13 protein-coding genes are annotated in these 14,081 nt (G+C 50.5%); 12 read left to right on the top strand and 1 reads right to left on the bottom strand.

Going from position 1 to position 14,081, the window contains the following annotated elements:
- Positions 1 to 42: 42 nt before the first annotated feature.
- Positions 43 to 576 (bottom strand): ECF transporter S component, encoded by a 534-nt coding sequence (locus Q7Q81_RS06910; protein ID WP_293721572.1) that lies wholly within the window; start codon positions 574 to 576, stop codon positions 43 to 45.
- 215 nt (positions 577 to 791) lie between these two features.
- Here Q7Q81_RS06910 and pyrH point away from each other — a divergent pair, with 215 nt between their 5' ends.
- From pyrH to Q7Q81_RS06850, 12 genes are all read left to right on the top strand, one after another.
- Positions 792 to 1,520 (top strand): UMP kinase, encoded by a 729-nt coding sequence (gene pyrH, locus Q7Q81_RS06905; RefSeq protein WP_021721057.1) that lies wholly within the window; start codon positions 792 to 794, stop codon positions 1,518 to 1,520.
- Positions 1,520 to 2,083 carry a ribosome recycling factor gene (gene frr / locus Q7Q81_RS06900; protein WP_009146287.1) on the top strand — a complete coding sequence of 188 codons (564 nt, stop codon included), beginning with the start codon at positions 1,520 to 1,522 and terminating at the stop codon, positions 2,081 to 2,083. The genes pyrH and frr overlap by 1 nt, the downstream gene beginning before the upstream one ends.
- Entirely contained in the window at positions 2,083 to 2,286 is a 204-nt protein-coding gene (locus Q7Q81_RS06895) for a hypothetical protein (RefSeq protein WP_304274742.1), read from the top strand. Before frr ends, Q7Q81_RS06895 begins: the two co-directional genes overlap by 1 nt.
- Positions 2,287 to 2,303: 17 nt before the next feature.
- Complete coding sequence (locus Q7Q81_RS06890) at positions 2,304 to 2,468, top strand: 4Fe-4S binding protein (protein WP_009146289.1); 165 nt, start codon at positions 2,304 to 2,306, stop codon at positions 2,466 to 2,468.
- 122 nt (positions 2,469 to 2,590) lie between these two features.
- Entirely contained in the window at positions 2,591 to 3,379 is a 789-nt protein-coding gene (locus tag Q7Q81_RS06885) for an isoprenyl transferase (protein WP_304274740.1), read from the top strand.
- Positions 3,380 to 3,443: 64 nt separating this feature from the next.
- Positions 3,444 to 4,322: a phosphatidate cytidylyltransferase gene (locus Q7Q81_RS06880; protein ID WP_304274737.1), complete on the top strand. Its 879-nt coding sequence runs from the start codon at positions 3,444 to 3,446 to the stop codon at positions 4,320 to 4,322.
- A gap of 10 nt (positions 4,323 to 4,332) precedes the next feature.
- Positions 4,333 to 5,484, top strand: coding sequence for a 1-deoxy-D-xylulose-5-phosphate reductoisomerase (locus Q7Q81_RS06875; protein WP_304274734.1), 1,152 nt, complete (start codon positions 4,333 to 4,335; stop codon positions 5,482 to 5,484).
- A gap of 43 nt (positions 5,485 to 5,527) precedes the next feature.
- The gene (rseP, locus tag Q7Q81_RS06870) at positions 5,528 to 6,544 is read left to right on the top strand and encodes an RIP metalloprotease RseP (protein WP_304099248.1); all 1,017 of its coding nucleotides are present in this window, start codon (positions 5,528 to 5,530) and stop codon (positions 6,542 to 6,544) included.
- Positions 6,545 to 6,557: 13 nt separating this feature from the next.
- Complete coding sequence (gene ispG / locus Q7Q81_RS06865; RefSeq protein WP_418948457.1) at positions 6,558 to 7,634, top strand: flavodoxin-dependent (E)-4-hydroxy-3-methylbut-2-enyl-diphosphate synthase; 1,077 nt, start codon at positions 6,558 to 6,560, stop codon at positions 7,632 to 7,634.
- On the top strand, positions 7,634 to 9,343 hold the full coding sequence (locus tag Q7Q81_RS06860; RefSeq protein WP_303711650.1) for a proline--tRNA ligase: 1,710 nt from the start codon (positions 7,634 to 7,636) through the stop codon (positions 9,341 to 9,343). Before ispG ends, Q7Q81_RS06860 begins: the two co-directional genes overlap by 1 nt.
- A 69-nt stretch (positions 9,344 to 9,412) precedes the next feature.
- The gene (locus Q7Q81_RS06855) at positions 9,413 to 10,144 is read left to right on the top strand and encodes an MgtC/SapB family protein (RefSeq protein ID WP_210684617.1); all 732 of its coding nucleotides are present in this window, start codon (positions 9,413 to 9,415) and stop codon (positions 10,142 to 10,144) included.
- Between the two features lie 207 nt (positions 10,145 to 10,351).
- Entirely contained in the window at positions 10,352 to 14,077 is a 3,726-nt protein-coding gene (locus Q7Q81_RS06850) for a PolC-type DNA polymerase III (RefSeq protein WP_304274731.1), read from the top strand.
- The last annotated feature ends 4 nt before the right edge of the window (positions 14,078 to 14,081 follow it).

The following is a 14,081-nucleotide window of genomic DNA, read 5'->3' as shown; positions in this document are numbered from 1 at the left end:
ACGTTTGCTTGCGTACAACAGCTTTTGTGTTAGCGGAAAAAATTATTTGCGGAACATTTTATCGAAGCGCTCCAGCAGACCGGCCTTGAAGCAAAGCACCAGGCCGCCGACAGCGCCGACTGCTGCCTGCAGAATCTGGTAGGGCAGTTTGATATAAGCGTAGTGCGGTGTGCTGTAAATAAAAGCACGTCCCAGAGAATAGCCCACAACCATGATAACAGCGCCTAAAATTACGCCGAGAGCAGCGCCCTTGAAGCTTACTTTGCCGCCGCGGTGTGCCAAGAGGCAGATGACAACAGCCTGAATGCCGTGAGTAACCAGAGAAACGAACATCGGTGTCGGGTAGAAGAATAAATCGCCCAAGAAGGCACCAACGCCGCCGACGATGAAGGCAGCCTTGGGGTCGTCCAGCAGAATTGCTGCCGTGCAGATGATAACATCATTGAGATATAAATGGCCGCCCGGTACCGGCAGACCGAAAGAGCTCATCATAATATTGAGCGCCATAAACAGTGCGGTGATGCAGATTGCCAGAGTGGCGTTACTTTTTTGTGCGTTACGTTCTATATGTTCCATATAAACATTCCCCTCTTTATAAGATGATAAAAACTATTATATCGCTGTTTGGTTATAATAATATTGCCAGAACAGAAAAATTATCTATGGTCAGATTAGCCGGGGAATTTCTTTCGCTAATTCTTCATAAAATTTTTGGTAGAATAAAGCAGGTATTTTTGGTATAATTATTGAATAGAGTATAGGAATAAGTAAAAAAATGGGAGGTCGCTATCGTGACAGAACTTAAGAAATTCAAACGTGTAGTTTTAAAGCTTAGTGGTGAAGCCCTGGCCGGTGAAAAAGGCTTTGGCATTGATCCGACAGTAGTATATGCCTTGGCCAAGCAAATCAAGGCTGTAGTTGAGACAGGGGTAGAGGTTGCTATCGTTAACGGCGGCGGTAACTTCTGGCGCGGACTCAGCGGCAGCAACAAGGGCATGGACCGTGCTACTGCTGACTACATGGGAATGCTGGCAACCGTTATCAACTCTTTGGCGTTGCAGGATGCTTTGGAAAACTTAGAGGTTCCGACCCGTGTGCAGACCGCTATTGAAATGCGTCAGATTGCAGAACCCTACATCCGTCGCCGTGCTATCCGTCATATGGAAAAAGCAAGAGTTGTAATTTTTGCCGCTGGTACCGGTAACCCCTATTTCTCCACCGATACCACCGCTGCTCTGCGTGCTGCGGAAATCGAAGCAGATGCTATCCTGATGGCTAAAAAAGGTGTAGATGGTGTTTATGACAGCGACCCGGCAGTTAATCCGGATGCGAAGAAATTTGATGAGCTGCCTTACATCGAGGTTATCAAACGTCATCTCAGCGTAATGGATTCCACTGCAATCAGCCTGTGCATGGATAACAACATTCCTATTGTAGTATTTAATATTGATGAACCGGGTAACATTCTGCGTGCTGCTGCAGGCGAAAAAATTGGTACCCTGGTAGGAGGTAAGGAATAATGGCAACAGTTAATGAAATTATCAGCGGTATCGAGAGCAAGATGGAAAAATCCGTTGCTGCTCTGCGTGTAGATCTGGCAAGCCTGCGTGCTGGCCGTGCAACTCCCTCTCTGCTGGAGAAGGTTATGGTTGATTACTATGGTTCCCCGACACCTGTAACTCAGGTTGCAAGCGTAACCGTACCGGAACCGCGTATGATTGTTATTCAACCTTGGGAGAAAAACATTCTGAAGGATATTGAAAAAGCAATTATGAAATCCGACCTCGGTCTGAACCCGAACAGCGACGGTATCTGCATTCGTCTGAACCTGCCGCAACTGACCGAAGAGCGTCGTAAGGACCTGGTTAAGGTTGTACATAAAAAAGCCGAGGAATACCGTGTTGTAGTCCGCAACCTGCGCCGTGATGCCAACGATGCTATCAAAAAGACCGAAAAGGCTAAGGAAATCACCGAGGATGAGGCTAAGAAGGGTACCGAGAAGGTACAGAAGCTGACTGATAAGGTTATGAAAGAAATCGACGCTGCAGCTGCTAACAAAGAAAAAGAAGTAATGGAAGTATAATGGAAATTCCACAGGTTTTGGCACTGCCTCTCAAGGAGGCTGTCCGTCGCCTGGAGGCCGCAGGCTGCACCTATGAGGTGCAGCTTCTGCTGCCGCCGCGTGCAAGCGAGGCAGACTTTGAAGGGCGCGAGGTGCGCAGATATGTAGTAAGACAACAGCAGTTGTCTGCTAATAGATTAGCTCTTACCATTGTGTATAGATAAGGAAGGAGGTGCGACGAATGGCTCTGAAAATTGATAAGGATTCTTGCGTAGGCTGCGGTACTTGTGCTGCTACCTGCCCCGTTGGCGCTATTACTGAAGTTGACGGTAAATACGAAATCGGTGAAGACTGCGTAGAATGCGGCGCTTGCGCTGCTAGCTGCCCGGTTGGCGCTATTGAGTAATTCAAGACTGCAATGCAAAATCAGGAAGGCGGCCTCCCGCAAGGGGGAGGCGCGCCTCTTCTTTAATCAGGGGAAAAGTAAAGAAAACTAAAAGCAAGTTACAAATTTTAGCGAAGGGCTTGATGCTTGTGTTTAGAGGCTTGTTTCAAACAAAAAATAAGACTAAGAATAATATCGTAATGCATACTGAGGATCTGGATATGCAGAATATTCCTCAGCATATTGCTATTATTATGGACGGTAACGGTCGCTGGGCTAAGGCTCAGGGCAAGGTGCGCACCTTTGGCCATCAGGCCGGAGCGGAAACACTGAAAACTATTGTCCGTGCAGCTGATAAGCTGGGAGTTAAGGTTATCAGTGCTTATGCATTTTCAACCGAAAACTGGAAGCGTCCGATGACGGAGGTAAACTTCATCATGGAGCTTTTGAGCCGTTATCTGACCAACGAAATTGATGAATTTAACGAAAATAACGTACAGGTGCGTTTTATCGGCTCGCGTAAAGGTCTGCCTGAGATTGTGCAGCAGAAGATGGAGCACGCAATAGAGGCAACGAAAAACAACACCGGTATTATTTTGAATTTGGCTATAAACTACGGCGGACAGGCAGAAATCCTGCATGCTGTGCGTACTATTGCGGCGGAAGCTGCCAACGGTACTCTGGCCGTAGACGATATAGATAATAATGTAATTGAAAACCATTTGTATACCAAGGGCCTGCCTGCGCCGGATCTGCTTATCCGTCCGGGCGGTGATTTGCGTATCAGCAATTTTTTGCTCTGGCAGATTGCTTATGCGGAAATCTGGACGACCAAGGTGTTCTGGCCAGAGTTTACACCGGATCATCTGGTGGAGGCGATTTTGGCTTATCAAGGGCGCGAGCGCCGTTTCGGCGGTTTAGTCAGCCAGTAAGACGCCGTATACGTCGTCAGGGCTCCAATCAATTTTATAATTCAAAGAAGGATGTATTTTAACTATGTTAACACGTATTATTACCGGTGTAATCGGTATTATTGCGGCAGTCGGCATTATCACAAAGGGTGGTATGCTTTTTAATGTGGCTGTTACTGTTTTGGCTGCTGTGGCCTGGTACGAATACCACAAGATGGTAGAGAACAAGGGCTATCATGCCTACACGCTGACCGGTGGCGTTGGTGCACTGCTGATGGTGCTGGTTGCCGGTGCAGGCTATTATTTTGAGCTGGAGGGCGTTTATACGCTGGCATTTATTGTGATGCTCACAGCGCTGTTCTTCATTTTCAGCACGATTGAAGGCCTGTGGCTGCATTGCAACAGAGGCGAGCAGCATTGGGCAGAAAACAGTGCGCTTACTGCCTGGGGCATGCTGTACTGCGGTCTTTTGTTTGCGCACATTATTCTGTTGCGCAGTTTTGACGGCGGTCCGCATATCGATTTGGGCTTCCGTGTATTTGAGTACGGCGAAATCTGCCTGTGGATTGTGCTTTTGGGCACCTGGGCCAGCGACACCTTCGCATATTTCTTCGGCCGTGCCTTCGGTAAGACACCGTTCTGCAGCGTCAGCCCGAAGAAATCCTTTGAAGGCGCTGTCTGCGGCTTTGTCGGCTGCTTTGTGACTGTACTGTTTCTGTGCATTATCTGCTTGGGCATTGCCCTGTGGCATGCTGTGGCAGTGGCGCTGGCGGTGGCAATTTTTGCTCCGGTCGGCGATTTGATCGAATCCATTGTCAAACGCAGCTTTGATATTAAGGATTCCGGTAAGATTTTCCCCGGTCACGGCGGTGTGCTGGATCGTTTTGACAGCCTGCTGTTTACGGCACCGGTTGTGTATTATCTGCTGATGATTATCAGCGCTTTATCTATGTTTCAAGAATAGAGGATAGCAAATGAAGAATATTTCTATTTTGGGCAGTACGGGCTCTATCGGTCGTCAGACCTTGGAGGTTGCTGCTGCTAATCCTGAAAAGCTGAAGGTACGTGCATTGGCTGCGCATAAAAGCGATGAGCTTTTGGAGCAGCAGATTAAGCAGTTTGAGCCTGATATTGCCGTTTTGACGGATAAGGACGCTGCTAAACGTTTGGCTGACCGCTATCACGGCAAGACAGAAATCTTAGCCGGGGAGGAAGGTCTTCTGGCTGCCGCTACCTACGAGGGAGCGGATACGGTGCTTGGTTCTATGGTAGGCTATGCTGGCCTGCGCCCGACGTTGGCTGCTATTGCCTGCGGCAAGAACATTGCGCTAGCCAATAAGGAAACGCTTGTTGCTGCCGGCAGCATTGTTATGGAGGCTGTGCGTAAGCACGGTGTAAGCCTGACTCCTGTGGACAGTGAGCACAGCGCTATTTTCCAATCCTTGCGCGGAGGCACGGAAAAGGAAGTCAAGCGTCTGATTATTACGGCGAGCGGCGGTCCCTTCCGCGGCAAAAAACGCAGTGAGCTGAAAAATGTAACTTTGGCGCAATGCCTCAATCACCCAAACTGGAGCATGGGGCAGAAGGTAACGCTTGATTCCTCTACACTGGCCAACAAGGGCCTGGAGGTTATGGAGGCACATTGGCTGTTTGATATGCCATATGATAAAATTGCGGTTGTTGTACATCCGCAGAGCATTGTACACAGTCTGGTAGAATTCTGCGACGGCAGTGTGATTGCCCAACTGGGTGTGCCTGATATGCGTTTGCCGATTCAGTTCGCTTTGAGCTGGCCGGAGCGCTATAATTACAGCTTTGAACAGCTTGATCTTGTTGCTGCGGGTAATCTTACCTTTGAAGCACCTGATTTAGAAGCATTTCCTTCCTTGAAGATTGCTATTGACTGCGGTAAGGCCGGTGGCACTCTGCCCTGTGCCTTCAATGCTGCCAACGAGGAGGCTGTATATGCCTTTTTGGCAGGCAAAATTAAATATCTGGATATCCCTTATATCACTGCTACGGTTACAGCGCAGCACAACAATGTTCTGCGTCCGCAGCTGGAGGATATTGAAGCAACGGATGCCTGGGCGCGTGCTGCTGCCAAAGGGGTTATTGCTAAATTATAGACTGAAGGCCGGCAAAGCTTGCCGACTATCGTAAGGAGGTAAAATGCTAACAATATTAGCCGCTGTTTTTGTTTTTGGTGTGCTGGTTACGGTACATGAATTCGGTCATTTTATTACGGCGAAGCTCACAGGTATGCGTGTCGATGAATTTGCCATCGGCTTCGGTCCCAAGCTGTATCAGCAAAAGGACGGCGATACTCTGTACAGCCTGCGGGCTATTCCGTTGGGTGGCTATAATAAAATCGCAGGTATGGATCCTGACGATCCGCCTGAACCGGGAACCTTTAAATCCAAGCCTATTCCCTCCAGAATGCTGGTTATTCTGGCAGGTGCGCTGATGAATTTCCTGTTGCCTATTATTCTTTTCAGCGGTATTTTTATGCTGGAGGGCAGACAGGAGCTGGTGAATGAGCCAATCCTGGGCACTGTTGTAGACGGCATGGCTGCGGAAAGAGCAGGCCTGCGTAACGGCGACCGCATTCTGACGATTAACAATAAGCCTGTTGCTACCTGGACGGAGGTTGTTACTAACCTGCGTGCGAGCGGTACTAATCCTGTAACGCTTACTGCCGAGAGTCAGGGAGCTGTAAAAAGCTACACTATGACTCCGGTGTATGACAGGGAGGCAGGCCGTCCCTTAATCGGCATCAGCCCTAAGTTCAACAAGGTAAGCCTGGGCTTTTTCGGCTCGATTAAAGAGGGCTGCGTCTATACCAAAAATATTATCGTTTCCATGCTTAATGGTCTGTACAAGATAGTTTCCGGTAATGCTCCGGCCGAGGTTGCCGGTCCTATCGGTGTGGCGCAGATGGCCGGTCAGGTGGCGGAAAAGGGCATGCTGCCGTTGATTACCTTTGTTGCCTTTTTGAGCATCAACCTGGGCGTTATCAACCTGCTGCCGCTGCCGGCACTTGACGGCGGACACTTTGTGCTGCTGCTTTTGGAAGGCCTGCGCGGCAAACCGCTCGGCAGCAAGGCTATGACTAACATCCAGATGGTTGGTATTGCGCTGATTTTAGCGCTGACAGTATTTTCCACCTTTAAGGATATAACACGTTAAGAGGTGAACGAAAGTGATAGAACGTAGAAAAAACCGCCAGTTGCATGTAGGCAGCGTGGCTGTGGGCGGCGATGCTCCGATTGCCGTTCAGTCTATGACTAACACACATACAGACGATGCTGCTGCAACCTTGGAGCAGATTCAGCGTCTGGCAGATGCAGGCTGCGATATTATCCGCTGTGCTGTGCCTGATATGGCAGCGGCGGAGGGCCTGAAAACAATTTGTAAGGAAAGTCCGATTCCTGTCATTGCCGATATTCATTTTGATTATAAGCTAGCTTTGGCAGCGATTGAAGCAGGCGTTGACGGCCTGCGCTTAAACCCCGGCAATATCGGCGGTGAGGAGAAGGTGCGCGCTGTGGTGGAAGCAGCGAAGGAACGCAATATTCCTATCCGCATCGGTGTTAACGCCGGCTCCCTGCCGAAGGATTTGCTGGAAAAATACGGCCATCCCACCGCGGAGGCTCTTGTGGAGGCGGCTTGGCGCCACGTCCGCATTCTCGAAGCGATGGATTACCGTAGCATTAAGATTTCACTCAAAGCGCATGATGTGCCGCTGACACTGGAGGCTTATCGTCTGATGGCAGCGCAGTGTGATTATCCGCTGCATGTCGGCATTACGGAGGCAGGCACCGTCAACAGCGGTATTATCAAATCCGCAGTAGGCATCGGTACGCTGCTGGCCGAGGGCATCGGCGATACTATTCGCGTTTCGCTGACCGGCGACCCGGTGAACGAGGTGCGTGTGGCCTATGACATTCTGAAATCCCTTGGTCTGCGTGAGCACGGACCGACGTTAATTAGCTGTCCTACCTGCGGACGCACCCGCATCAGTCTGGAAAAGCTGGCGCTGGAGGTTGAACGCCGTCTGGCGGATGTTGAAGAACCCATTACGGTTGCCGTTATGGGATGTGTGGTCAACGGACCCGGTGAAGCACGTGAGGCTGACGTCGGCATTGCCGGCGGCATCGGCGAGGGACTTGTTTTCCGCAAGGGTGAAATCCTGCGGAAGGTTCCCGAAGAGCAGCTTGTAAGCGAGCTTTTTGCTGAAATAGATAAAATTTTACTTGAGAGGAAGGTATCCCGTTAATGAAAGTTTCTAAAATGTATGCACCCACTCTGCGTGAGGTTCCGTCCGAGGCTGAAATCCCGAGCCATCAGCTGCTGCTGCGTGCCGGTTTTATGCGTAAATCCACCAATGGCATGTACACCTATCTGCCGCTGGCTTGGCGTGTTATTAAAAAAATCGAAAATATTATCCGCGAAGAGATGGACCATGCAGGCTGTCAGGAAATCATGATGCCGATTATGCAGCCGGCAGAAATATGGAAGGAAAGCGGCCGTTGGGACGCTTACGGCGCAGAAATGGTACGCTTGAAGGACCGTCACGGCCATGAATACTGCCTTGGTCCTACCCACGAGGAAATGGTTACTACCCTGGTTAAGAACGATGTGCGTTCCTATCGTCAGCTGCCGCTGAACCTGTATCAGATTCAGGACAAATTCCGTGACGAACGTCGTCCGCGCTTCGGCCTGATGCGCAGCCGTGACTTCATCATGAAGGATGGCTATTCCTTCGACCGTGATGAAGCAGGTCTGGACGTTTCCTATAAGGCTATGTATGATGCTTATGACAAAATCTTTACCCGCTGCGGTCTGAACTTCCGTCCGGTAGAAGCAGACAGCGGTGCTATCGGCGGTACCGGCAGCCATGAGTTCATGGTGCTGGCAGACAGCGGTGAAGCAGAAATTACCTACTGCACCAAATGCGATTACGCTGCCGATATCGAAAAGGCAGAGCTGTATCCGCTGGAAGCTCCGGCAGAAGAAATGCAGGAGCTGAGCGAGGTTGAAACTCCAAACTGCAAGACCATTGCCGACGTTTGCGCTTTTCTCAACGCTCCGATTGAAAAATCTGTAAAGGCTGTTGCTTACCAATGCGAAAAAGGCCTGGTACTGTGCTTTGTTCGCGGTGACCACGAGGTTAACGAAACCAAAGTACAAAACACTGTAGGCGCAGTTGAGCTGGAAATGGCAGAGGCAGAGCTGCTGGCTAAAGCCGGCACTGTCGGTGGTTACATGGGCCCTGTAGGCCTTGACCCTGAAAAGGTTATTATCGTTTGCGATGCAACCGTTATGAATATGCACAATGTTTGCTGTGGTGCTAACCATGAAGGCTTCCACTACATCAACGCTAACCCGGGACGTGACTTCACTCCGACCTACGTTGCCGATATCCGTCTGATGGCTGAAGGAGATCCCTGCCCGCACTGCGGCGCTCCGATTGCTAAGGCTCGCGGTATCGAAGCAGGTCAGGTATTCAAGCTGCACACCAAATACAGTGCAGCTATGAAATGCACCTATCTGGATGAAAACGGCAAGGAGCAGCCGATGGTAATGGGCTGTTACGGTATCGGCGTAGGCCGTACTATGGCTGCCTGCGTTGAACAGAGCCATGATGCCGACGGTATGATCTGGCCTGTTGCTATTGCTCCGTATGAAGTGCTTGTTGTACCTGTAAACGTAAAGGATGAAGCATCCTTTGCCAAGGCTGAGGAAATCTATAACGAGCTGCACAAGGCAGGCGTTGAGGTTGTTATCGACGACCGCAAGGAGCGTCCGGGCGTAAAATTCAAGGACGCAGATTTAATCGGCTATCCGCTGCGCGTAGTTGTAGGTCCTAAAACTCTGCAGACCGGCGAGCTGGAAGTAAAAGTTCGTAAGACCGGCGAAGTAAGCATGCTGCCGTTGGATAGTGACTATATCGCTGCTATCAAGGAGATGCTGCAAAAGCTGTAAAAATAAGTCAGTTCCCCTGTCTGCGCCCGGCGCAGGCAGAGGGAACGGAAGCTGTGAGGTGATACTGGCATGGATTTGATTAATACTTCTTTTTTGCATAACAAAGAGGTTGTTATGGTTATCAGGCTGGTTGTTGCTGCAATTCTCGGCGGTATTGTCGGTATAGAAAGAGGCAGTGGCGACCGTCCTGCCGGTTTCCGTACACATATTCTTGTGTGCGTGGGCTCGGCGCTGTTTATGCTTGTTTCGCTTTACGGCTTTGATGATGTTTATCCTCAAACTGCCAAGCTGGAGGAGGATATCGGCCAACGCCGTGACTCGGCGCGTATCGCAGCCCAGGTTGTCAGCGGCATAGGCTTTCTCGGTGCAGGCACCATTCTGCACGAGGGTTTAACTATCCGCGGCCTGACAACTGCTGCCAGCTTGTGGATGGTTTCCGCAATCGGTCTTGCTGCCGGCAGCGGTATGTACTTCCTCAGCAGTGTGGCAACCATTATCACCATGATAACTTTGGTTACCTTTCATACCTGGGAAAAGCGTTTTGCTGCCAACAACCGCAGCGACCGCCAGTTTGTCCGCATCATTACTACCAATCGCTCCGGTGCTATAACCGATGTTACCGGTTATCTGTCCCTTAACGGCGTACAGGTAAAATCGCTGAACGTAAAGCGCGATAAGGAAAAGAATCGTCTGGTGCTGGAGGTATTTCTGAAGCTTGGCAAAACTGCGCCCGATGGCGGAGATTTGGTAAGAGGGTTGCAGGGGATTGAGGGTGTGGTTGGTGTCGAAAACATGCGATAAGAGAGATAAGCTATAGCACGTCATCTGCGTTGTTGCGTCGCCTTGACGTACTAAAAGTACGCCGTCGGCATCCGCGCCTAGCATCTGACGCACTCTAGCTTATCTCAAAAGATAGAGGAAGACAGTACGCCATCTGTGTTATTGCGTCGCTTCGACGTACATCTTAATCCAACAACTTCTCCCGTCATTATTAGGAAAGGATTTAATGTGAATAAAAAATATTGCCTGATTCCTGATGAAGAAAAATTTTATAGTTTTTTGGCTTCGCTGACCTTTTCTCCGGTGGAATTGATGCAGCTGAAGCTGATGCATATTAATCAGATTTGTGTAGACGAGTCTGCCTGTCAGTGGGAGGTGCACTTCAGCTGTGCCGCCCATCTTACCGGCGGCTTGCTGCAGAAGGCGGCGCAGCAGCTTGCAGCCGCTTTTTCTTTGCAAAGCGTAGATATGATTTGCGACGGCGATGGCTCCAAATGCCAGATGATGCAGCGTGAGCCGCAGACAGAGGTAGAAATTACCGACTGCACCGGTGAGCCGCTGCCGGAGGAAATTCCTCTGCCGCCGGAGCCGCCTGATATTGAAATCGGCGAAACCCTGCCGCCGGAGCCTCCCTGTGAAACGTCCTACAACAATCCGGAGGAGGATCCGGATTATTTGCAGGCGATGGCTGCCTTATACGGTGAAAAGAAGGCTGACGGCCAGCTGTGGGGCAAAAAAATCAAGGGCACACCACGTAAGCTTGATACTGTTACAGAGGAAGAGCGCAACGTTGTTATCGAAGGCACCTTTGTTAAAAGCTTGGATAAGGACGGTGCGCTGCAGACCTTTATTGATAAGGAAACGCGCGTTGGCTCCATTGTGCTTACCTTTAACGTGAGCGATGATACCGGCGGTATTTTCGTCAAGCTGCGCTTTGACAAGCGTGATGGCGGTGACCCGCGTAAGGAATGCAATGAGTTTAAAAATCTGCTGAAGCCCGGTATGCGTCTGCGTCTGCAGGGTGATGTTGCACCCGACCGCTTTGCCTTTGACGAGATGTGCATGGTGCCTCGCGGCATTATGAAGCTCGATGCCAAGGAGGAGCGCATGGATAATGCTGAGGTCAAGAGGGTTGAGCTGCATTGCCATACGAAGATGAGTAAGCTTGACGGACTGACGCCGATGGAGGGCCTGGTCAAGCAGGCTATCCGTTGGGGCCACAAGGCTTTGGCGATTACCGACCATGGTGTAGTGCAGGCCTTTCCGTTCTGCTTTGATGCGGCGGAGGGCAGTGACCTGAAGCTGATTTTCGGCATGGAGGGTTATCTTATCAGCGACCGCAAGACGAAGGACGATGCTGTTGATACGGAAAATCCCGATGCTACGACTAAGGGTAAAAGCAAAATCAGCAGCCATCATATTATTATTTTGGCGAAAAATGAGGTTGGTCTGCGTAATCTGTACCAGCTCGTTACTATCAGCCACTTGCGTTATCTGAATAAGCGTCCGCTTCTGCCGCGCGCTGTTATCGAGGAGCATCGCGAGGGCCTGATTTTGGGTTCGGCCTGCGAGGCGGGCGAGCTTTATCGTGCGGTGCGCTTAGGTGCGAGCGATGAGGAGCTGGAGGAAATCGCCGGCTTCTATGATTATCTGGAGATTCAGCCTACGGGCAATAACCAGTTCCTGGTGCGTGAAAACTATTGCACGGAGGAAGATTTGCGTGAGCATAACCGCAAAATCTACGAGCTGGGCAAGCGCTTGGGCAAGCTTACTGTAGCAACCTGCGACGTGCATTTCCTCAATCCGGAGGATGCGCAGCTGCGTGCGATTCTGCAGGCCGGTCAGGGTTACAAGGATGCTGATTTGCAGCCGCCGCTGTACTTGCACACTACGGAGGAGATGCTCGAGGAGTTCTCTTATTTGGGTGAGGAGGCAGCCTACGAGGTTGTTGTTACCAATACCAATAAGATTGCGGATATGATTGAGCGTATTAAGCCTGTTCCCGACCGCGACCAGCTGTATTCGCCGTCGATTCCCGGTGCGGAGGATGCCGTGCGTGATTTGTCCTATGCCAAAGCGCATGAATGGTATGGCGAAAAGCTGCCGCAGATTGTTGAGGACCGCTTGAAGATGGAGCTGGATGCTATTATCGGCCACGGCTTCTCCGTATTGTATTACATTGCGCATAAGCTGGTTAAACATTCTATCGACCGCGGTTATCTGGTAGGCTCGCGTGGCAGCGTAGGCTCGTCCTTTGTTGCTACGATGCTGGATATTACCGAGGTTAATGCGCTGAAGCCGCATTATCGCTGTCCGCATTGCCGTCACAGCGAATTCTTTATGAACAATGAGGTTGACAGCGGCTTTGACCTGCCGCCGAAGGATTGCCCCGAATGCGGCACCAGAATGCTGCGCGACGGTCACGATATCCCGTTCGCAGTTTTCCTGGGCTTCCACGGTGATAAGGTTCCTGATATTGATTTGAACTTCTCCGGCGGTATTGATCCAGATGATCCGTCCGCAATGTCTGACCAGAGCGTAGCGCACAAGTACACCGAGGAGCTTTTCGGCCGCGATAACGTTTGCCGTGCCGGTACGATTGCTACTATCGCCAACAAAACGGCGATAGGCTTTATCAGAAAATATTACGAGAGCAAGAATCTGCATGTGCATCCGGCGCATGTGGCAGCGCTTGTCGAAGGCTTTGCCGGCATCAAGCGCACTACGGGCCAGCATCCCGGCGGCATCATGGTTGTGCCGCGTAATATGGATATCCATTATATTACGCCGATGAACCGTCCTGCCGATGATAAGGACGGCACTACGATTACTACTCACTACGATTATCACAGCATCAATGACCGTCTGGTTAAGCTGGATATTCTGGGCCACGATGATCCGATGGTTCTGAAGATGCTGGAAAAATATCTGCAGGAGGATGTGGATCCTAACTTTGATCCCAAGAAGATTCCTGTGGGCGATGAGGCAACAATGCGTATCTTCCAGGATACAAGCTCGCTTGGCGTTACACCGGAGCAGATTGACAGTGCTGTCGGCACCTTCGGTATCCCTGAATGCGGTACCAAATTTGTACGACAGATGATCAGCGACGTACAGCCGAAAAAATTCAGTGAGGTTGTGCGTGTATCCGGTTATTCGCATGGTACGGACGTATGGCTGAACAATGCGCAGGATTTGATTAAGGAAGGCAAGCCTGTTGCCGAAACCATCTCCACGCGTGACGACGTTATGACGCACCTTATTTCCAAAGGTGTGGAGCCCAGTCTGGCGTTTAAGACGATGGAGCACGTGCGTAAGGGTAAGGCGGCGAAAAAAGGTCTGGAGCCGAAGATGCTCGAGGCCATGCGCGCGGTAAATATTCCCGAATGGTATATCAAGTCCTGCGAAAAGGTACAGTACCTGTTCCCGAAGGCGCACGCTGTGGCGTACGTTCTTATGGCCTACCGTATTGCCTATTGCAAGGTGCATTATCCCAAGGAATTTTATGCGGCGTACTTTACTGTGCGTGCCAAGGATTTTGACTACACCCATGTTTCCAAGGGTAAGAGCTATGTAAAGAATTTTATCAAGAATGTTTACCAGCAGGGCTTCAAGGCTTCGCCTTTGGATAAAACGACTGTCACCTATCTGGAGCTGGTAAATGAGATGCTGGAGCGCGGTCTGAGCTTTGATAAGATGGATTTATACAAGTCGGACCCGATTAAATTCCTGGTTACAGAAAACGGCCTGCGTCCGCCTTTGGCTGCCTTGGGCGGTGTAGGTGAAAATGCTGCCAAGAGTATTGCTGCGGCAAGGGACATCAACCGGCCGTTTATCTCTCAGGAGGATTTGCGCCAGCGTTCCGGTGTCAACAAGAGTGTTATCGAAAAACTGGCAGACATGGGCGTTTTGGGCGATTTGCCGGAAAATAACCAGATTGATTTGTTTGCCTGAGATA

The sequence above is a fragment of the Phascolarctobacterium succinatutens genome (assembly GCF_958453765.1).
GTDB classification, from domain to species: domain Bacteria; phylum Bacillota; class Negativicutes; order Acidaminococcales; family Acidaminococcaceae; genus Phascolarctobacterium_A; species Phascolarctobacterium_A succinatutens_B.
The sequence above is the reverse complement of the archived record's forward strand: the minus strand, read 5'-3'. Positions and strand labels throughout refer to the sequence as shown.

Bases quoted from the DNA above. Each gene is read 5' to 3' on its own strand.
- Q7Q81_RS06855 (WP_210684617.1), top strand. From the start codon at position 9,413: ATGGATTTGATTAATACTTCTTTTTTGCATAACAAAGAGGTTGTTATG.
- Q7Q81_RS06895 (WP_304274742.1), top strand. From the start codon at position 2,083: ATGGAAATTCCACAGGTTTTGGCACTGCCTCTCAAGGAGGCTGTCCGT.
- Q7Q81_RS06880 (WP_304274737.1), top strand. From the start codon at position 3,444: ATGTTAACACGTATTATTACCGGTGTAATCGGTATTATTGCGGCAGTC.
- frr (WP_009146287.1), top strand. From the start codon at position 1,520: ATGGCAACAGTTAATGAAATTATCAGCGGTATCGAGAGCAAGATGGAA.
- Q7Q81_RS06910 (WP_293721572.1), bottom strand. From the start codon at position 576: ATGGAACATATAGAACGTAACGCACAAAAAAGTAACGCCACTCTGGCA.
- Q7Q81_RS06875 (WP_304274734.1), top strand. From the start codon at position 4,333: ATGAAGAATATTTCTATTTTGGGCAGTACGGGCTCTATCGGTCGTCAG.
- rseP (WP_304099248.1), top strand. From the start codon at position 5,528: ATGCTAACAATATTAGCCGCTGTTTTTGTTTTTGGTGTGCTGGTTACG.
- Q7Q81_RS06885 (WP_304274740.1), top strand. From the start codon at position 2,591: ATGCTTGTGTTTAGAGGCTTGTTTCAAACAAAAAATAAGACTAAGAAT.
- Q7Q81_RS06890 (WP_009146289.1), top strand. From the start codon at position 2,304: ATGGCTCTGAAAATTGATAAGGATTCTTGCGTAGGCTGCGGTACTTGT.
- Q7Q81_RS06860 (WP_303711650.1), top strand. From the start codon at position 7,634: ATGAAAGTTTCTAAAATGTATGCACCCACTCTGCGTGAGGTTCCGTCC.